Below are 19,043 nucleotides of genomic sequence, written 5' to 3'. Positions count from 1 at the left end.
AAAAAGCACAGGCTCACTTTTGTGGCCGTGCTTTCGGGATTCGAATTCGAATTTCAACAAATTCGTCTTCTTCGACTTCCTCGGTCTGGACTTCAATCCCGGTCTTTCCGATCAAACTGACCGAGTCCCGGATCGTATTGAGGGCGATTCGCGTGTCACGTGCGAAACTTTTCGTCCGACGGCGTTGCTTTTTCGGTTTCCGCTTCTCTTCTTCAATCGGTGTCGTCAAGAAGGCGACGCGTTCTTCCGTCTCTTTGACGTTAAAGTCCTGCTCTATAATCTCCATGAGCACTTGGAGCTGGAGTCCTTCCTCTTTGAGCGGCAAGAGCGCCCGAGCGTGACGTTCATTGATTTGGCGGTCGCGCAAACATTGCTTGACGTCGTTCGGCAATTTCAACAGGCGTAGTTTATTGGCAATCGTCGACTGACTCTTGCCGAGACTCTTCGCGAGCGCGTCTTGTGTCAGACCTTTCATGGCGAGCAGACGATCGTACGCCTCCGCTTCTTCAATCGGACTTAGCTGTTCGCGCTGCAAGTTCTCAATCAATGCCAGAGCGGCAGTCGTATCGTCATCCATCTCCCGGACGATGGCCGGAATGACCGACCAGCCGAGCGATTTAACGGCGCGGAAGCGGCGTTCCCCAGCGATAATCTCGTAGCGTCCCTCTTCTGCTTTTCGGACGACGATTGGCTGCAGGAGACCATGTTCATCGATTGTGACAGCGAGCTCTTCGATTTTAGCCGGCTCGAATACTTTACGCGGTTGATAACGGTTCGGGAGAAGCAACGATAACGCGATGTCTTGAACCGCGTCATTTGGTTTGACTTCTGCGATTTCTGTAACCGCCACTTCTGGACGACTTCCGAACAGTTTAGCAAATGTTTTCTTCAACGTCGGCACCCCTCTATGTAAAAAATAAGCAGATTCCACTACCGGAATCTGCTTTTAGTTTCACGTGAAACACTATTGCTCAGATTAGCGGCTCTTTCGCTGGGGTACCCGCTTTACGTGGATATTTCCCAGGCGTTTTTCGTAATTTATCTACAATTACGATATTACGCTCACTCATCTCTCCTGGCAATAGGAACTGGTGTGTCGTTTTTACTTTCCCACCGAGCACGGCCAAGGCGTTTTTCGCATCGACCAGCTCGTCGGAAACCTTCGCTGCTTTGAGCGCTACGAACGTTCCGCCGACTTTTGCGAGCGGTAAACAGTACTCGGCGAGCACCGTCATCCGGGCAACCGCACGGGCGGTTACGACATCAAATTGCTCACGAAATTTTTTATTTTTTCCAAACTCTTCGGCGCGTCCGTGATGGAACGCGACACCTTCTAACCCGAGCGCGAGCGCGAGTTCGTTCAAGAACGTGATTCGCTTGTTAAGCGAGTCGATAATCGTCACGTGAAGGTGCGGGAATAGAATTTTGAGCGGCAAACTCGGGAATCCAGCCCCGGCACCGACATCACATACGGTATCCACGTTTGCGAAGTCGAAATGGAACGCCGCACTGAGCGAGTCATAGAAATGCTTCAAATACACTTCTTCCTTGTCCGTGATCGCCGTCAAATTCATCTTCTCATTCCACTCGACGAGCATCTCGAAATACAATTCGAACTGAGCGAGTTGTTTCTCGCTCAATTCAAACCCTTCTGCCTGCAGCGCCTCAATAAATTGGGATTGGTTCATCGTTTCACTCCACTGTCGCGTATTGTCCTTGCTCGATATAGACAAGAAGAATCGAAACGTCCGCCGGGTTTACCCCGGAAATACGTGACGCTTGTCCAATCGAGAGCGGACGAACTTGTTTTAGTTTTTGTTTCGCTTCCGTCGCAAGACCACCGATTGCATCGTAATCGAGTTTCTCCGGAATCCGTTTTTCTTCCATCCGACGCATCTTCTCGACTTGCTCGAGCTGCTTCGAGATGTAGCCTTCGTATTTCACTTGAATCTCGACTTGCTCCGCCACTTCAAACGGCACTTCGATCGGTGCCGGTGCAAAGCGCATGAGCGTCGCGTACGTCACTTCTGGCCGCTTCAACAAAATGCTGGCATGCGTCGCTTCTTTGAGCGGATTCGCGCCAACTTCTTCGAGCACGGCGTTCACGTCAGCGGACGGTTTGATGACGAGTCCGTTGAGACGCTTCACTTCTGCCGCGATAGCGACTCGTTTGTCTTCAAGGTGGGCATGACGCTCTGGTGACAATAGACCGACCTCGTGGCCGATGTCGCTCAAACGAAGGTCCGCATTGTCGTGGCGCAAAAGCAACCGATACTCGGCGCGGGATGTGAGCAGACGGTATGGCTCGTTCGTCCCTTTCGTCACGAGATCATCAATCAGGACGCCGATATACGCCTGTGAGCGGTCCAAGATGACTGGCTCTTTGCCGAGAACTTGGCATGCGGCGTTGATTCCGGCCATGATGCCTTGTCCGGCCGCTTCTTCATAGCCGCTCGTCCCATTGATTTGACCTGCCGTGAACAATCCGCCAACCGTCTTCGTCTCGAGTGTCGGCCAAAGTTGCGTCGGTACGACTGCATCGTACTCAATCGCGTATCCAGGGCGCATCATCTCTGAGTTCTCAAGCCCTGGAATCGTCCGGAGCATTTGATGCTGAACGTCTTCCGGCATACTCGTCGAGAAGCCTTGCACGTAAATTTCTTCCGTGTCGCGACCTTCTGGCTCGAGGAAGATTTGGTGACGCGGTTTATCGTTGAACCGGACGACTTTATCTTCAATCGATGGGCAGTAACGTGGGCCCGTCCCTTTGATGGCACCTGAGTACATTGGCGAACGATGCAAGTTCTCGTCAATCAACTGGTGCGTCCGCTCGCTCGTGTAGGTGAGCCAGCACGGGATTTGCTCGATCGGGTCGAGGTCTTTCGACGTGTAGGAGAAGAGCGACGGATTGTCGTCCCCTGGTTGAATCTCCGTCTTCGAGTAATCGATCGTCTTGCCGTCGATGCGTGGAGGTGTCCCCGTTTTGAAACGAACGAGTTCGAGCCCGAGCTCTTCTAAATGCTTCGACAATTCGACCGAAGGCATCTGGTTGTTCGGACCGCTCTCATACGACAATTCGCCGATGATGATTTGACCGCGCATGAACGTACCCGTTGTGACGATGACCGCTTTCGAGCGGTACTCCGAACCAGTATTCGTGACGACGCCGGCGACTTTCCCGTCTTCGATGAGAAGTCGTTCGACGAGCGCTTGACGAAGCAATAGGTTCGGTTCGTCTTCAAGCACTTTCTTCATATGATTTTGGTATTGGAATTTGTCCGCTTGCGCCCGTAATGCGCGCACTGCTGGACCTTTTGATGTGTTGAGCATCTTCATTTGAATGTACGTCGCATCGATCGCCTTCGCCATTTCGCCACCAAGGGCATCGATTTCGCGAACGACAATCCCTTTCGCGGGACCACCGATCGATGGGTTGCAGTACATGAATCCGACCATATCCGGATTCATCGTGAGCATCGCCGTTTTCGCGCCCATGCGCGCCGAAGCCAGTGCTGCCTCGATTCCCGCATGACCGGCTCCGATGACGATGACATCAAACTCGCCTGCCGTGTAAGCCATAGTTGTTCCTCCTTATTATTTCCCAAGACAAAACTGTGAAAAGAGTTGATCAATCAAACTTTCTTGAACGGTGTCCCCGTTGATTTCGCCGAGCGTATCCCACGCTCGCCGTAAATCGATTTGGACCATATCAATCGGCAAATTCATGGCGGCGCTTCCGAGCGCCTCATCGATTTGTTCGATCGTCCGTTTGATGAGCTGAATGTGTCGTGCGTTCGAGATATATGTCATATCCTGTGATTCGACGCCTTTGGCGAAGAACAAGTTCGAGATCGCCTTCTCCAATGCATCGATTCCCTCTTCTAATAAGAGAGACGTCGCCACAATCGGGCGACCTGCCGCTAGTTTCTCCAGCTTAGAAGAATCCATACTTTGTGGCAAGTCCGTCTTATTGATGATGATGATGGCATTCATACCAGCAATCGCCTCAAACAAGGCCTCATCCTCGACAGTCAGACCTTCGTGCCCGTTCAAGACGAGCAAAATCAAGTCCGCCCCGGCGAGCGCCTTGCGCGATTTCTCGACACCGATCCGCTCGACGATATCTTCCGTCTCCCGAATCCCTGCCGTATCAATCAATTTGAGCGGAACGCCTTTGACGTTCACATACTCTTCAATCGTATCGCGCGTCGTTCCTGCGATTTCCGTGACGATCGCTTTCGTCTCTTGTACGAGCGTGTTCATGAGCGATGATTTGCCGACGTTCGGTCGACCGATAATCGCTGTCGCGAGCCCTTCTCGTAAAATCTTGCCTTGTCGCGCCGTCTCGAGCAGTTGCTCGAGCACACGCTTCACTTCGCCCGCCTTGTCTTCGACGATGGCCTGGGTCATCTCTTCGGCGTCGTATTCCGGATAGTCGATATTGACCTCGACCGCCGCAATCGTCTCAAGCAACAGTTGACGCAACTCGCGGACGAGCCGTGACAAGCGTCCTTCCATTTGTGACATGGCGACGTTCATAGCCCGATCCGTTTTGGCACGAATCAAATCCATGACGGCCTCGGCTTGCGACAAATCAATCCGTCCATTCAAAAAGGCGCGTTTCGTGAACTCGCCCGGTTCTGCCAAGCGGATGTCCGGTTGTTCAAGAATCAGTTCGAGGACACGATTGACCGCGACGATTCCTCCATGGCAATTGATTTCAACGACGTCTTCTCGCGTGAACGTCTTCGGTGCGCGCATGATGCTCACCATGACTTCATCGACGACCTCGTCCGTGCCAGGACGTTTCAATTTTCCGTAATGGATCGTATGTGACTCCACTTTCGTCAAATCCTTTCCAGAAAACACACGGCCCACCGTCTCGACAGCGCGGTCACCGGACAAGCGGACGATTCCGATTGCCCCTTCACCCATCGGCGTCGAAATCGCCGTAATCGTGTCAAACTCTAGCATCATCTTTCCCTCCCATACTTCTTACTACTTCCTCTATCTTATGCATAACGCACCTACTATACACGATATTTGTCTCGAACGAAAGAGTCCGACCTCTCGAGCAACGGTTGCATTTCAGTGAATTACTTTAGTACAATAAAGGAATATATTTCCATGGAGGACGTGATGAAATGCGACAGCAAGATGCCATCGCCACATTGACCGACAGCCTCATCTCCGATACGGACGTGCAGGCCATTTTCTTGAAAGGATCGTTCGGGCGTGGTGAAGCGGACGAACATTCCGATGTCGACTTGTACGTCATGGTCGCCCCTGACAGCCTGAATGAGTTCTTGTCGCGCCGCCGCGACCATCTGGCCACATATCGCCCGATTCTGCTCGAGGACGAAATCGATATCGTAGCCCCGCAACTGATCGTCGTCTATGATGATTTCTTGCATCTCGACTTCTTCACGGTGACGGCGGACACGTTGAACCATCAAGACACAATCACGGTGCTGTATGATCCGGAACATCGACTGCAACATCACTCGAGTTCGCTCACCTTGTCGGATGAAGACTTAAGCGGACACGTGTTTGATGCGATTTGGTTCTTTTTCCAATATACGAAAGCCCGTGACCGCGGCAACGATGTCTGGGCCGTCGAGATGCTTCGGCAAGGCATGAGTCATTTCGCCTATGTGCTCGCCGCTCATTACGAACCCGAACGGGCCGCACTCGGGTTGAAAGACGTGGCCGCCCGACAGCGGATTGAAATCCGGACCTTTTATGAAGCGTTGACACCCGACCATCATGCGACAGCCGCTCGATGGTATATCTCCCGTCTCGAAGTCGAGCGTCCCTTCTTCGAGACGACCGTTGCGTTCGAAGTGATTCGTCCGTTTTTCGACCGACTCGTCATCCGTGAAAAAAGCCGCTCCTAATGTGAGCGGCTTTCGTTTATGCTTGCTGGCGTCTCGAGGAGCGGAGTGTGAAATAGAGCACCCATTCGATCACCCCGACGGCGATGAGAAAACCGCCGAACAATTGGAACAAAACGAGCAGGCTGTCAAACGGGTTCGCCAACATGAGTAGGCCAATCCCAATCCACAATAGACTGCTGAGCATGAAGTACATCCACCGATTGGCGATGGTCCGGCGAAATCCGACGGCTTGAATCAACCGGATGATGCCACCAAACAAGAATAAGGCGCCGATAAAAATCGGGAGCAGACTTGCCAACGTTTCAGCGAAGAAAAAGACGATTAAAGCGATCAATAAATAGATGATTCCCATAAAAAAAACCGGCTGGGAGCCCGTCCCGTTTGTGCCGCAACCCTTGAATGATGGCGACGAGACCGATGATGGCAAAGTAAGCCGCAACCAAATAGACGATCGCATCAAAAAAGATGCGCGGATACAAGATGATGAGTAACCCGATTACCACGTAAAGCGCCGCTTGAATGAACGTCGACCGTTCCAACCGTTTGATGAGCGTCTCCATATGAAAGACCCCTTTCTGATTCGACGATTTCTACCACTGCTTTGTTTATTCCCGGATTTAAGGTTGATCTATCCCGAACGACAAAAAAGGCTGTGGATTGGTTATCCACAGCCTTAGCGTTTATTTACGTTTTTTCTTTTTTGCCTTTTTTTCTTCTTCTGCGAGTACGACACGTTCTGCTTCTTTCGCCGCGATTTTCGCTTCAGCTTGAACTTTCATCTTCTCACGCATCGGGAGCATGATTGCCATCGTCACGATAATCGAGATGATGTAACCGACGACCCAGTACATCGAAAGGGCGGCTGGAAGCGTGATCGACATGACGAAGATCATCACTGGGAAGATGTAGAGCATCATTTTCAATTGTGGGTTTTGTTCTTGGCCCGCCATTGAAATTTTTTGCTGTACAAACGTCAAAATCGCTGCCAGAATCGGCAAGATGAACGTTGGATCTGGTGCCCCGAGGTCGAACCAGAGGAACTGCGCTTCAAAGATTTCAGGTGTCCGACGGATCGCATCATAGAACGCGAACAAAATCGGCATTTGAATCAAGATTGGCAAGCAGCCCGCGAGCGGGTTGATTTGGTACTCTTGATACATTTTCATCATTTCTTCTTGCAGTTTACGTTGCGTCTCTTGGTCTTTCGAGCTGTACTTCTCACGCAGCTTGAGCATCTCTGGCTGCAAGACTTGCATCGCACCCATACTCTTCGTCTGCTTGATCATAAGCGGTAAAATCAAGAGGCGGACGATAATCGTCGCGACGATGATCGAGTAACCGTACTGCCACGTCCCACCAATTAAGTAAGCCGCTTCTTTCAACAACCATGCTAGTGGCCAAACAAAGTATTGCGACCAGAAGCCTTCCGTCTCAGCCGTAATCGGCTCTCCTTGGATCGTCGATGGGTCGACACATCCAGCCATCAACATGATGACGCCGGTCATGACGGCCAACAATCCTAATTTTAGCTTTTTGCTCATAGTTCCTCCTACGCTTTCTTTATCGATTCTTTTGTTTCATCACACGTCTATCGGTCAATCCTAATTAGTTCGCGTTATATATGAAAGAACGAGCTCGGATTGTTATGATCGATCGACTTGTCTCTGCTTCCAAACTTTAGCCCGTTTGAATGCGTGTTTCAAGCTTTCCGTCACTTCATCTTGCGTAAGCGACGTCGCTGGTTTGCGCGCAATGATGACATAATTGTGCGGAGCCACGTTCGGTTCGAGCAAGCGAAGCGATTCACGCATCAATCGTTTCATCCGGTTCCGTTCCACGGCATTTCCCAGCTTTTTGCTGACCGAAAGTCCGACCCGGAAGTGCGCTTGATCCGCTTTTTGCGTGTAGACGACAAACTGACGATTGGCCACGGAGCGTCCTTCACGAAACACCGCTTGGAACTCTTCATTCTTTTGCAGGCGGTATTCTTTTTTCAAAATTCTCACTCCATCCTTCGCTTCAAAAATCGTCAACTAACATCATACCATATCCCATTCGTTTCAACGAGAGTGAATCAGCTTTTTCCGTCCGTTTGTGTGAGTTCTGTGACGATACAAAAAAAGATTGCCCAAGGAGGATTCCTCGGGCAATCTCATGATCTGTATTAGACAGTCAAGGCTTTGCGGCCTTTACGACGGCGAGCTGCAAGAATGTTGCGGCCGTTTTTAGTCGCCATGCGTGCACGGAATCCGTGGACTTTCTTACGCTTACGGTTGTTAGGATTGAAAGTTGGTTTCATTGTTAAAGCACCTCCTCAAGGTTAACGCTCTATTAGCAAGTTATAGTTTCATTTAAGGCAGTCTTTAAGATTATATAAACTGTTGTCTAGATTGTCAATGAGTTTTCGCCAGGTTTTCAATTAGGATGAAATCCTTCGAACGGGAAGGGGACAATCACCTCATGATGGCATGATCTAGAAGAAACGGAAGCAATGAATCACATGGAGAATTGACAATCCGCCAGTGACTTTTTTACAAATAGCTGTCTAAAGCCATTTTATCCACATATCCCAAGAGTTATCCACACTTATATGTGAATAACTCCTCTTCTTTCAACAATTTTACGATTCCATTTTTTAATTTTTCATTTTCTTCTCTTGAAAAAATATTCTCCACAATTCCTTCTTCCTCTTTTGTGTATAACTTTTCTGTCGCTATCTTACCTCACTTCAGATTATCCACAACATATCCACAGTTTATCCACACTATACACAGCATGTGGATAACTACCTGTGGATTCTTTTTGCAGTCTGTGGATAAATATCAAAAACCGTTGCCACGTCTATTTTATTTTGATAAACTGAATGTGCACAAACTTGTGGATGAACTTTTAGCAATTCCAAGATATACACAGGCTGTGGATAACTGTTATCCCCAACATCAACACCATGTGGATAACGTTATCCACAGTTTTTGTTCTCTGGGGATAACCCTATTATCTACTATAGAATAGTGTATGTGTATATCGTGTGAATAAGTTTCGCCAACATGTGAGTAAAGGAGGTCTTTCATTGAAGAATGCTCGCGAGATTTGGAGAAATGTTTTATCTCTGATTGAGGAAGAGGAACGAACACCAAAAGCCAGCTTTGATATGTGGTTGAAATCAACAGAAGGAATTTCGTTGATGGGGACGACACTCGTCGTGTCCGCGCCAGCCAGTTTCATTGTGACTTGGCTTGAGCGTCAATACTTGTCATTGTTACAAGATACGATTGAAGAAGTAACGAACAACAAGCTTGAGATTCATTTTATCGAGGAATCACAAGCACACAAGTATGCACCTGCGGATGGATCGAAAGAGACGATTGCTGCCACAGAAATGAAAGAACAGCCACTTCCAGTACTACCAAAAGAGGAAGGGAACCTCGGACAGCTGAATGACAAGTACATTTTTGAGACGTTTGTCATCGGGTCGGGTAACCGATTTGCTCACGCTGCCTCGCTCGCTGTCGCAGAAGCGCCGGCGCGCGCCTATAATCCGCTCTTCATTTATGGAGGAGTCGGGCTCGGCAAGACGCATTTGATGCATGCGATTGGTCATTACGTGAAAGGGCAGAAGCCTGGCGCACGAATCGCTTACGTATCATCTGAAAAGTTCACGAATGAGTTTATCAACTCGATTCGTGACAATAAGACCGAAGAATTCCGCAACCGCTATCGGAACATTGATGTTCTCTTAATCGATGACATTCAGTTCCTAGCCGGGAAAGAACAGACACAGGAAGAGTTTTTCCACACGTTCAATGCGCTTCATAACGATCAGAAACAGATTGTGATTTCGAGTGATCGACCGCCTAAAGAGATTCCGACGCTCGAAGATCGTCTTCGTTCGCGGTTCGAATGGGGTCTTATCACAGACATCACACCGCCTGACCTTGAAACACGGATTGCCATCTTACGCAAGAAAGCGACGGCAGAAGGACTGGATATCGCAAACGACGTCATGCTGTATATTGCCAACCAAATCGACACGAACATTCGTGAACTCGAAGGGGCGTTGACGCGCGTCGTGGCCTATGCCAAGCTCGTCGGTCGTCCGATTGACCCGGATGTCGCTGCTGAAGCGTTGCACAACATCATGCCGGTCCAAGAAGCGAAGAAAATTGTCATTCGGGACATTCAAGAAATCGTGGGCCGTCACTTTAATATTGAAGTCGATGAACTGAAGGCGAAGAAACGGACGAAGACGCTCGCATTCCCTCGTCAAATCGCGATGTACTTATCACGTGAGATGACGGAAAGCTCGCTTCCTAAAATCGGGGAAGAGTTCGGTGGACGCGATCACACGACAGTGATTCACGCCCATGAGAAAATTAGTACGTTGCTCAAGCACGATCCGGAGATGCAAGAGACGATTCAGACGTTAAAGAAAGCATTGTCATAAAACGCTTCAATTTCATTGTGGATATCCTGTGGATAAAACCACATAGTTATCCACAAGTTATTCACAGGCAGAATGGCTCAACACCAGTGGTTAAAGTCACTTATCCCCAGTATCCACAGCCCTTATTACTATTATGACTTAAATAATACTATTATTATTAACTATATGACTCAGTTCACTTAGGAGGAATTATCCACATGCATTTAACGATTCAGCGAGATGTATTCATGCAAGCCGTACAAGATGTATCAAAAGCTGTTGCTTCCCGAACGACGATTCCAATCCTCACAGGATTAAAGCTTGAAGCCCATGCCGATGGGTTGACGCTCACAGGTAGCGATACGGAAATTTCAATCGAACGCTTAATCCCGATTGAAGAAGGCGGAATCGAACTCATTCAAATTCAACGAGCAGGTAGCGTCGTGCTCAATGCACGTTTCCTCGGTGAGATCGTTAAAAAGTTGCCGACGAATGAAGTGACACTCGAAGTGTCTCCGAACTTTATGACACGAATTGAATCGGGACAAGCCGAGTTCCATTTGAACGGACTCGATCCAGATGAATACCCGCGCCTGCCTGAACTATCAAGCGAGCGTCGTTTCTACTTGCCGGCCGATTTGTTGAAGACGATTATCCGTCAAACGAGCTTCGCTGTTTCTGGACAAGAGACACGTCCTGTGTTGACAGGGGTCAACTTCTCTGCCGAAAAAGGATTCTTGACGTGTGTCGCAACGGATAGCCACCGTCTGGCACTTCGCCGGGCACGGTTTGAGACAGACAACGATTTGACGTTCCAAAATGTCGTCGTCCCAGGCCGCTCATTGAACGAACTCGCAAAATTGCTTGATCGGGAAGAGTTGCCAGTCGAAATCGTGTTGACGGACCAACAAATCTTGTTCCGCTTGAAAAACATCTCGTTCTTCTCGCGTCTACTCGACGGTGCATACCCAGATACATCACGCTTGATTCCGGAAGAATACCGGACAGCGGTCCGCATGAACGCGAAGGACTTCCTCCAAGCTATCGATCGTGCGTCATTGCTTGCACGCGCTGATCGCAATAACGTCATCAAGTTTGTCGCTGAAGAAGCGACGACGGTCGAAGTCTCCTCTCATTCTCCAGAAGTCGGGAAAGTGTCAGAGCGCGTCAGCATCCTGTCGCTTGAAGGAGAAGAGTTAAAAATTTCATTCAACTCGAAATTTGTCATGGATGCGCTTCGTGCGCTTGATGCTTCAGAGATCGAAATCCAGTTCACGGGTTCGATGCGTCCGTTCATCTTGCGTCCGGTCGAGCAAGATAGCGTCCTACAGTTGATCTTGCCAGTCCGCACGTCTTAAGTCAGACTGAGCAGATTCGGGGATGATGAGGTGTTTCACCTTGTCATCCCCATTTTTGCCTTATTCGACGTTTTTCGATAAACTAATAAGTATGGCGATTTTTTGTACTAAGTATGAAAGAAAGGAAGTGACGACATGAAAAAAGTGTCGATTACAACCGAGTATGTAACGCTCGGACAATTTTTGAAGTTGGCTGATATCATTTCAAGCGGAGGCCAAGCGAAGTTCTTCTTAGAGGACATTCAAGTGAAAGTGAACGGTGAGATTGATCAACGTCGCGGACGCAAACTACGCGATGGGGACACGATTGAGGTCGAAGGTTTCGGAGACTTCCAAATCGAGGGTAACTAACGTGCATTTAAAGTCGATCCGATTGCAAAACTACCGCAACTACGAAACCCTCGAGCTAGATTTTTCAGAACAGACGAACGTTCTCATTGGTGAGAATGCCCAAGGGAAAACGAATCTGCTCGAATCGATTTACGTACTTGCGCTCGCAAAGTCACATCGGACGACGCAAGACCGTGAACTGATCGGCTGGGAGGCGGATGCAGCGATGGTCGAGGGACGGATTCATAAACGGACCGGGGAGACGGTCCAGTCGCTCACGTTTTCACCGAAAGGGAAGAAAGCGAAATTGAACCATCTCGAACAACGCCGCCTCAGCGACTATGTCGGCGCTTTTAACGTCGTGCTGTTCGCACCCGAAGACCTTGCCATCGTCAAAGGTAGCCCGCAAGGACGACGACGGTTTTTAGATATGGAAATCGGGCAAGTGAGTCCTGTCTATTTACATGAATTGAATCAGTATTTGAAGACACTGAAGCAACGGAACGCCTTGTTGAAGCAACTGTCCATCAAAGGCGGAGACGAGACGCTACTAGAGGTGCTCACCGATCAAATGATTGAGCTTGCCGTGAAAATCGTTTCGCGACGTCATCATTTTATCGATCAGCTTGAAAAATGGGCGGGACCCATCCATTCCGGCATCACACGTGACTTGGAGACACTGACGATTCAATACGTATCGGATACATTCCAAAAAGAACGTTACCCAAAAGAGACGATGTTTGAAACGTATCGTCAAAAGTTTGATAAAATAAGAGAGAACGAACGAAGACGAGGCGTGACGTTATTTGGTCCGCATCGAGATGACTTTGAATTGTATGTCAACAATCGCAACGTCCAAACGTTCGGTTCACAAGGCCAGCAACGTACAGCGGCTTTGTCTTTAAAGTTAGCGGAGATTGAACTGATCCACGAAGAGGTCGGGGAATATCCATTGCTTTTGTTAGATGACGTGTTATCTGAATTAGACGACCATCGCCAAACCCATCTGCTCGACACGATGGGCCAAAAAGTCCAAACCATTATCACGACGACCAACATTGATGGCATCGCTCACGAAACGATTCAACAAGCGAAGGTGTTTCACGTGAAACAAGGCGAAGTTGAAACGGAATCTGTATAACGTAAGACCAATCCATATGAACACCAATTCATGTATAGTAGGTGAACAAAACCGATGAGTAACGAAAACGAAAAACAAATGCAAGATTATGGTGCTGATCAGATTCAAGTGCTTGAAGGGTTAGAAGCCGTTCGTAAACGCCCGGGGATGTATATCGGTTCAACGAGCTCACGAGGACTCCACCACTTGGTGTGGGAAATCGTCGACAACTCGATTGATGAAGCGCTCGCCGGACACTGTGACACGATCACGATGACAGTAGAACCAGGCAACTCGATTGTTGTCGAAGATAACGGACGCGGGATTCCAGTCGATGTTCAAAAGAAAACGGGCCGTCCTGCCGTCGAAGTCATCTTCACCGTCCTTCACGCCGGAGGTAAGTTTGGCGGCGGCGGATACAAAGTTTCAGGTGGTCTGCACGGTGTCGGGGCCTCGGTCGTCAACGCGTTGTCGACGAAGCTTGAAGTGTTCGTCCGTCGTAACGGCAACGTCTACTATCAGTCATTCAAACGCGGTGTCCCACAAGGCGAACTTGAAATCGTCGGTACGACCGATACGACTGGTACAACTGTTCGTTTCTTCCCGGATGGGGATATCTTCGAAGAGACGCTCGAATATGACTTTGATTTACTCGCCACACGTTTGCGCGAACTTGCCTTCCTGAATAAAGGACTCCGCATCGTCGCCAAAGACGAGCGCAGCGATGAGACGATTGAACGCAATTATCACTACGAGGGTGGAATCAAGTCATACGTTGAACATTTGAACCGCTCGAAAGCCTCAATCCACGACGAGCCTGTCTACGTACATGGCACGAAGGATGGAATTGAAGTCGAGATTGCGCTTCAGTACAACGAAGGATTTGCGAGCAACATCTATTCATTCACGAACAATATTCCGACCCATGAGGGCGGAACGCACGAGACTGGATTTAAAACGGCGCTCACGCGTTCAATCAACGACTATGCAAAACGCTTCGGTCTCATGAAAGAGGCTGACGGTAGCCTGTCAGGAGATGACGTACGTGAAGGATTGACAGCGATTGTCTCGGTCAAACACCCGTCGCCACAGTTCGAAGGGCAGACGAAGACGAAACTTGGTAACGCCGATGCGCGTACAGCCACAGACTCGCTCTTCACAGACACGTTCGAGCAATTCTTGCTTGAAAATCCATCTGTCGGTCGATTGATCGTCGACAAAGGCTTGATGGCGGCCCGTGCCCGTCTCGCAGCGAAACGTGCTCGTGAGATGACACGCCGTAAAGGGATCCTTGAAGTCAGTTCATTGCCTGGGAAACTAGCCGACTGTTCATCGAAAGATGCATCGAAGTCTGAGCTGTACATCGTTGAGGGTGACTCGGCCGGCGGTTCAGCGAAATCAGGTCGCGATCGTCACTTCCAAGCGATTTTGCCAATCCGAGGTAAAATCATCAACGTCGAAAAAGCGAGACTTGATAAGATTTTAGCCAACCAAGAAGTACGTACGATTATTACAGCGCTCGGGACAGGGATTGCGGAAGAGTTCGATCTCGGGAAGGCTCGTTATCATAAGTTGATTATCATGACCGATGCCGACGTCGATGGAGCCCACATTCGCACACTGCTCTTGACGTTCTTCTATCGCTACATGCGTCCGCTCGTCGAGAGCGGGTATGTCTATATCGCGCAACCACCACTTTACGGCTTGAAGCACGGAAAAGATGTCACTTACGTGCAGAATGACCGTGAATTGCAAGAAGCGATTAAACAGCTTCCGGAGAATGCTCGTTACAGCGTACAGCGTTACAAAGGTCTAGGTGAGATGGACCCTGAACAGCTGTGGAGCACGACGATGAATCCAGAGACACGCTCGATGCTTCGTGTCGACCTTCAAGACGCCATTGAGGCGGATGAGATCTTTGAGACGCTCATGGGTGACAATGTCGAGCCGCGACGTGATTTCATCCAATCACATGCGCATTACGTGAAAAACCTCGATATTTAAAAAGAAGGGTAGGCAATAACGAATGGCAGAACAAGAAAATATCAAGGATATAAATATTAGCCAAGAGATGCGCACCTCGTTCATGGACTATGCGATGAGCGTTATCGTGTCACGTGCCCTCCCAGACGTACGAGACGGTCTGAAACCGGTTCACCGTCGTATTCTATATGCGATGAACGAACTTGGAATTCGTGCTGACAAGCCCCATAAGAAATCGGCCCGTGTGGTCGGTGACGTTATCGGTAAGTATCACCCGCACGGTGACTCTGCCGTTTACGAGACGATGGTTCGGATGGCGCAAGATTTCAGTTATCGTTATGAACTCGTCGACGGTCACGGAAACTTCGGATCGGTCGATGGAGACTCAGCCGCAGCGATGCGTTATACAGAAGCACGTATGTCGAAAATCGCGATGGAACTCGTCCGTGATATCGGCAAAAACACGATTGATTACCAACCGAACTTTGACGGAGAAGAGAAAGAACCGGTCGTCATGCCAGCCCGGTTCCCGAACTTCTTGGTCAACGGGACGAGTGGAATCGCGGTCGGGATGGCCACGAACGTACCGCCGCATAACTTGAACGAAGTCATTGACGGCGTTCTTGCGTTGACGCATAACCCGGATATCACCATCTCCGAGTTGATGCAGCATATCCCGGGGCCTGACTTCCCGACAGCCGGCGAAATTTTAGGACGTAGCGGAATTCGCCGCGCCTATGAGACGGGTCGTGGATCAATCACGATGCGGGCCAAAGCTGAAATCGAAGTGTTGAAAAATGGTCGTGAACGGATTCTCGTTCATGAAATCCCATATCAAGTGAACAAAGCGCGCCTCGTCGAAAAGATTGCCGATTTGGTACGCGACAAGAAAATCGAAGGCATCACTGATCTTCGCGACGAGTCGGATCGTAACGGGATGCGTGTTGTCATTGAAGTACGCCGCGATGCGAATGCCAGTGTCATTTTGAACAACTTGTATAAACAAACGCCAATGCAAACGACGTTTGGGGTCAACATGCTCGCCCTCGTTGGGGGACGACCGAAGACGCTCAACTTGAAGCAAGCGATTTATTACTACATCGAGCACCAAAAAGAAGTTGTCCGCCGTCGGACGCAGTTCGATCTCGACAAGGCCGAGGCCCGTGCACACATCCTTGAAGGATTGCGCGTTGCCCTCGATCACTTGGATGAAGTCATCGCCATCATCCGCAGTACGCGGACCGGTGACGAGGCCCGTGAGAAATTGATTGCCCGTTTCGGGTTGTCGACCGAGCAGACGCAAGCGATTCTCGATATGCGTCTTCAACGTTTGACTGGACTTGAGCGTGAGAAAATCGAAGGCGAGTATCGCGAGATTCGCGCCTTGATTGAAGAGTTGCGTGCCATCTTAGGCGACGAAGAACTCTTGCTTCAAATCATTCGCAACGAGTTGACAGAAATCAAAGAGCGTTATGGCGATGCACGTCGGACAGTCATCCGTACGGATATCATCGAGCTTGAAGATGAAGACTTGATTCCAGTTCGCGACATGATGATCACGCTCACGAGCGAAGGTTATATCAAATCAATCCCAAGCGACTCGTATCGTACACAACGACGAGGCGGACGAGGCAAGCAAGGGATGGGTACGAATGACGAGGACTTCGTGTTACGTCTCTTGTCAGCTTCGACGCATGATACGATCCTGTTCTTCACGAACTTCGGTCGCGTCTTCCGCTTGAAAGGGTATGAAATCCCAGAGATGAGCCGGACTGCGAAAGGGATGCCGATTATTAACTTGCTACAAGTCGATAAAGGCGAAAAAGTCGAGACGATGATTCCGGTCGACTTCAATAGTTACTTGGCAGACAAAGCCATCGTTGAGGATGGAAGTGAAGATTCGGAAGCTGAAGTGGCAGACGAGCAGTTGTCGCTCGTGTTTATCACGAAGCAAGGACTCGTCAAACGTTCACCGCTCTCGGCTTACGCCCGCATCAATAAAAACGGACTTCGTGCCATTAGCTTGAATGATACGGACGAATTGGTTACTGTCCGTCTTGCGAAGAGCGATGACGAAATGTTGATTGTGACGCGTGAAGGGATGTCGATTCGCTTCCCGCTTGCGAGTGAAGTACGGTCGATGGGCCGTACCGCCCGAGGTGTCCGTGCGATTCGTCTGAAGAAGGATGACGATCAAGTCGTTTCGATGGAAATCGTACGCCCGACGCAAGACGTATTGATTATCACGGAAAAAGGCTATGGCAAACGAACGCCGATGGAGCAATTCCGCACGCAAGGTCGAGGCGGTTCTGGAATTATCGGAATCAAGACTGACCGCGGTACCGTCGTCGGTATGCGAGTCGTGGATGAGGACGACGATATCATGCTCATGACCGAGCTCGGTGTCGCCATTCGGATCGATTCACAGACGATTTCGCAAATGGGTCGCAGTACGCGCGGTGTGAAAGTGATGAACATCGAAGACGGCGATCGTTTGGCTACAATTGCCAAATTGAAAAAAGATGAGCTAGAAGAGGAATCAGCAGATGAGATGGAGAATGGATTTGATGGTGAAGCACCAGAAACCGACCTATCGTCTGAAGTGACCGAATAAGGCGAAACAGGTCGAGCGGAGCTTCCGTTCGACCTGTTTTCATACGATCAGGAGGGATGAGCATGCGACTCGCTATTTCAAACGTGCACGTAGGTATGACGCTCTTAACATCTGTTTCTTCATTAGAGGCCGGGATTAGACTGACGAACGAACATTTACGTTTGCTCCGCTTTTTGAAAGTTGATGCGATTGAAGTTGCTCCGGTAGAACGCCGTCCCTTTACACATGAGGAAGAACGCGACTTATGCGAAAAGATTCTTCAGTATGAACGTCACTACAATCAATGGGAAGAACGGATATCACCGAATCCATATGAGGCTCTTGAATTTATTCATCAGTTATTTCGCCAAGATTATCCTTTATCAGCAATCGTCAAGTTTTTCACGAACCAACCGTTACGTAAAAATCATGTGATTCATCATGCGATTTATCGGGCGCTCGTCGCAAAAACGTTATCGAAATATCGGGGGGACGAACATCGGCTTCAGTTTGACTATGGAATCGCATCTTATTTCGCCGATGCCAGTTACGCTAAAATCCGCAAATGGTCACATATGCGCTATTTTACAAAAATGGAACGTGAGCTTCTGTATCAACATCCACTCGTATCGATGGCGATGTTACCTGAAGATCGGACATTACGGCAGCGTGTCGATAAATTAGTGGCCGAACATCATGAGCGGCTCGATGGATCGGGCTTCCCAAATCGTCTTGAAGAGCGAGCGCTTCATCCGGCCTCTCCTCTGTTTATCGTGGCAGATCGTTTTTGTCAGTTGACGGCACCGCGAACATTCCGAGCTGCACTCACTCCGGAAGAAGCTTACTTCTATATGTGGCAAAATGAAGCGTACGATGGAGAGGCGCTCACACTGTTAGCTACGTTACTCGGCTTTTATGAAGTGGGTCGAACCGTTTTGTTGAGTAGTGGGGTTCGTGGGAAGATTCATCACTATACACCGAGTGTCGAACAACCGATTGTCGTATCAGAACCGACGCAAGAAACGTATGATTTAACTCGTTTAGACGAAGTACGAATCATCGCATTTCAATAATAGAAAGTGTGTTCCTTCTATATAGTGCAAAGAAGGAGCACACTGTTTTTTTATTCTTTTAAAATATTTTATTTTTATAGTTGACGAAAGAGAATGCAGGTGCTATTATAAATGAGTCGCTAAGAGCGGCAGACGAACTTTGAAAACTGAACGATGAGGCAAAAAAGTTTTACAATTTTTGAATGAAGCGCAAGCTTCGTCATTTTTAAAGAGCTATATCAAATTCTTTGGAGAGTTTGATCCTGGCTCAGGACGAACGCTGGCGG

The 19,043-nt window shown here is 49.1% G+C and carries 17 protein-coding genes; 8 read left to right on the top strand and 9 right to left on the bottom strand.

The annotated features are described in order from the left end of the window. Positions 1 to 13 precede the first annotated feature (13 nt). The 4 genes from noc to mnmE form a co-directional block, all read right to left on the bottom strand. A complete protein-coding gene (noc, locus tag KNP95_RS07990) occupies positions 14 to 892 on the bottom strand; it encodes a nucleoid occlusion protein (RefSeq protein WP_021067856.1) in 879 nt (292 codons plus the stop codon). Between the two features lie 79 nt (positions 893 to 971). Continuing rightward, positions 972 to 1,688, bottom strand: coding sequence for a 16S rRNA (guanine(527)-N(7))-methyltransferase RsmG (rsmG, locus tag KNP95_RS07985; RefSeq protein ID WP_021067855.1), 717 nt, complete (start codon positions 1,686 to 1,688; stop codon positions 972 to 974). Between the two features lie 4 nt (positions 1,689 to 1,692). Then, on the bottom strand, positions 1,693 to 3,579 hold the full coding sequence (gene mnmG / locus KNP95_RS07980) for a tRNA uridine-5-carboxymethylaminomethyl(34) synthesis enzyme MnmG (RefSeq protein ID WP_021067854.1): 1,887 nt from the start codon (positions 3,577 to 3,579) through the stop codon (positions 1,693 to 1,695). Between the two features lie 15 nt (positions 3,580 to 3,594). Beyond that, complete coding sequence (mnmE, locus tag KNP95_RS07975) at positions 3,595 to 4,974, bottom strand: tRNA uridine-5-carboxymethylaminomethyl(34) synthesis GTPase MnmE (protein WP_021067853.1); 1,380 nt, start codon at positions 4,972 to 4,974, stop codon at positions 3,595 to 3,597. A gap of 170 nt (positions 4,975 to 5,144) precedes the next feature. Between mnmE and KNP95_RS07970 the strand changes: the two genes are divergently transcribed. Continuing rightward, entirely contained in the window at positions 5,145 to 5,897 is a 753-nt protein-coding gene (locus tag KNP95_RS07970; RefSeq protein WP_214716327.1) for a nucleotidyltransferase domain-containing protein, read from the top strand. A gap of 16 nt (positions 5,898 to 5,913) precedes the next feature. Here the strand turns inward: KNP95_RS07970 and KNP95_RS16060 are convergent, their stop codons facing one another. From KNP95_RS16060 to rpmH, 5 genes are all read right to left on the bottom strand, one after another. Then, entirely contained in the window at positions 5,914 to 6,249 is a 336-nt protein-coding gene (locus KNP95_RS16060; RefSeq protein ID WP_021067851.1) for a DUF308 domain-containing protein, read from the bottom strand. Beyond that, the gene (locus KNP95_RS16055) at positions 6,200 to 6,457 is read right to left on the bottom strand and encodes a DUF308 domain-containing protein (RefSeq protein ID WP_251138513.1); all 258 of its coding nucleotides are present in this window, start codon (positions 6,455 to 6,457) and stop codon (positions 6,200 to 6,202) included. The genes KNP95_RS16060 and KNP95_RS16055 overlap by 50 nt, the downstream gene beginning before the upstream one ends. A 120-nt stretch (positions 6,458 to 6,577) precedes the next feature. Then, positions 6,578 to 7,438 carry a membrane protein insertase YidC gene (yidC, locus tag KNP95_RS07960; RefSeq protein WP_214836467.1) on the bottom strand — a complete coding sequence of 287 codons (861 nt, stop codon included), beginning with the start codon at positions 7,436 to 7,438 and terminating at the stop codon, positions 6,578 to 6,580. A gap of 102 nt (positions 7,439 to 7,540) precedes the next feature. Next, complete coding sequence (gene rnpA, locus KNP95_RS07955; RefSeq protein ID WP_021067848.1) at positions 7,541 to 7,894, bottom strand: ribonuclease P protein component; 354 nt, start codon at positions 7,892 to 7,894, stop codon at positions 7,541 to 7,543. Between the two features lie 167 nt (positions 7,895 to 8,061). Further along, the gene (gene rpmH, locus KNP95_RS07950) at positions 8,062 to 8,196 is read right to left on the bottom strand and encodes a 50S ribosomal protein L34 (protein ID WP_015880216.1); all 135 of its coding nucleotides are present in this window, start codon (positions 8,194 to 8,196) and stop codon (positions 8,062 to 8,064) included. A 771-nt stretch (positions 8,197 to 8,967) separates the two neighbouring features. On the opposite strand from rpmH, the gene dnaA reads away from it, so the two are divergent. From dnaA to KNP95_RS07915, 7 genes are all read left to right on the top strand, one after another. Beyond that, complete coding sequence (gene dnaA, locus KNP95_RS07945; protein WP_021067847.1) at positions 8,968 to 10,341, top strand: chromosomal replication initiator protein DnaA; 1,374 nt, start codon at positions 8,968 to 8,970, stop codon at positions 10,339 to 10,341. A gap of 197 nt (positions 10,342 to 10,538) precedes the next feature. Beyond that, positions 10,539 to 11,678, top strand: a complete 1,140-nt coding sequence (gene dnaN, locus KNP95_RS07940; protein WP_021067846.1) for a DNA polymerase III subunit beta — start codon at positions 10,539 to 10,541, stop codon at positions 11,676 to 11,678. A gap of 135 nt (positions 11,679 to 11,813) precedes the next feature. Next, entirely contained in the window at positions 11,814 to 12,029 is a 216-nt protein-coding gene (gene yaaA, locus KNP95_RS07935) for a S4 domain-containing protein YaaA (RefSeq protein WP_128123800.1), read from the top strand. A gap of 1 nt (position 12,030) precedes the next feature. After that, positions 12,031 to 13,149 (top strand): DNA replication/repair protein RecF, encoded by a 1,119-nt coding sequence (gene recF, locus KNP95_RS07930; protein WP_214801926.1) that lies wholly within the window; start codon positions 12,031 to 12,033, stop codon positions 13,147 to 13,149. Positions 13,150 to 13,203: 54 nt separating this feature from the next. After that, positions 13,204 to 15,132, top strand: a complete 1,929-nt coding sequence (gene gyrB / locus KNP95_RS07925; protein ID WP_021067843.1) for a DNA topoisomerase (ATP-hydrolyzing) subunit B — start codon at positions 13,204 to 13,206, stop codon at positions 15,130 to 15,132. A 22-nt stretch (positions 15,133 to 15,154) separates the two neighbouring features. Further along, a complete protein-coding gene (gene gyrA / locus KNP95_RS07920) occupies positions 15,155 to 17,725 on the top strand; it encodes a DNA gyrase subunit A (RefSeq protein ID WP_058765174.1) in 2,571 nt (856 codons plus the stop codon). Between the two features lie 62 nt (positions 17,726 to 17,787). Continuing rightward, a complete protein-coding gene (locus tag KNP95_RS07915) occupies positions 17,788 to 18,777 on the top strand; it encodes an HD-GYP domain-containing protein (protein WP_214801929.1) in 990 nt (329 codons plus the stop codon). Positions 18,778 to 19,043 lie beyond the last annotated feature (266 nt).

Source organism: Exiguobacterium sp. s36, from assembly GCF_018618345.1.
Taxonomy (GTDB): domain Bacteria; phylum Bacillota; class Bacilli; order Exiguobacteriales; family Exiguobacteriaceae; genus Exiguobacterium; species Exiguobacterium chiriqhucha.
Note: the sequence above shows the minus strand (reverse complement) of the source record. Positions and strands in the feature narration are given on the sequence as shown.

What these genes read in the sequence shown, in the direction of transcription:
- yaaA (WP_128123800.1), top strand. Translation starts at nt 11,814, where the DNA reads ATGAAAAAAGTGTCGATTACAACCGAGTATGTAACGCTCGGACAATTT.
- mnmG (WP_021067854.1), bottom strand. Translation starts at nt 3,579, where the DNA reads ATGGCTTACACGGCAGGCGAGTTTGATGTCATCGTCATCGGAGCCGGT.
- KNP95_RS07970 (WP_214716327.1), top strand. Translation starts at nt 5,145, where the DNA reads ATGCGACAGCAAGATGCCATCGCCACATTGACCGACAGCCTCATCTCC.
- gyrB (WP_021067843.1), top strand. Translation starts at nt 13,204, where the DNA reads ATGAGTAACGAAAACGAAAAACAAATGCAAGATTATGGTGCTGATCAG.
- KNP95_RS16055 (WP_251138513.1), bottom strand. Translation starts at nt 6,457, where the DNA reads ATGGAGACGCTCATCAAACGGTTGGAACGGTCGACGTTCATTCAAGCG.
- rpmH (WP_015880216.1), bottom strand. Translation starts at nt 8,196, where the DNA reads ATGAAACCAACTTTCAATCCTAACAACCGTAAGCGTAAGAAAGTCCAC.
- dnaN (WP_021067846.1), top strand. Translation starts at nt 10,539, where the DNA reads ATGCATTTAACGATTCAGCGAGATGTATTCATGCAAGCCGTACAAGAT.
- KNP95_RS16060 (WP_021067851.1), bottom strand. Translation starts at nt 6,249, where the DNA reads ATGGGAATCATCTATTTATTGATCGCTTTAATCGTCTTTTTCTTCGCT.
- KNP95_RS07915 (WP_214801929.1), top strand. Translation starts at nt 17,788, where the DNA reads ATGCGACTCGCTATTTCAAACGTGCACGTAGGTATGACGCTCTTAACA.
- rsmG (WP_021067855.1), bottom strand. Translation starts at nt 1,688, where the DNA reads ATGAACCAATCCCAATTTATTGAGGCGCTGCAGGCAGAAGGGTTTGAA.
- yidC (WP_214836467.1), bottom strand. Translation starts at nt 7,438, where the DNA reads ATGAGCAAAAAGCTAAAATTAGGATTGTTGGCCGTCATGACCGGCGTC.
- gyrA (WP_058765174.1), top strand. Translation starts at nt 15,155, where the DNA reads ATGGCAGAACAAGAAAATATCAAGGATATAAATATTAGCCAAGAGATG.
- mnmE (WP_021067853.1), bottom strand. Translation starts at nt 4,974, where the DNA reads ATGCTAGAGTTTGACACGATTACGGCGATTTCGACGCCGATGGGTGAA.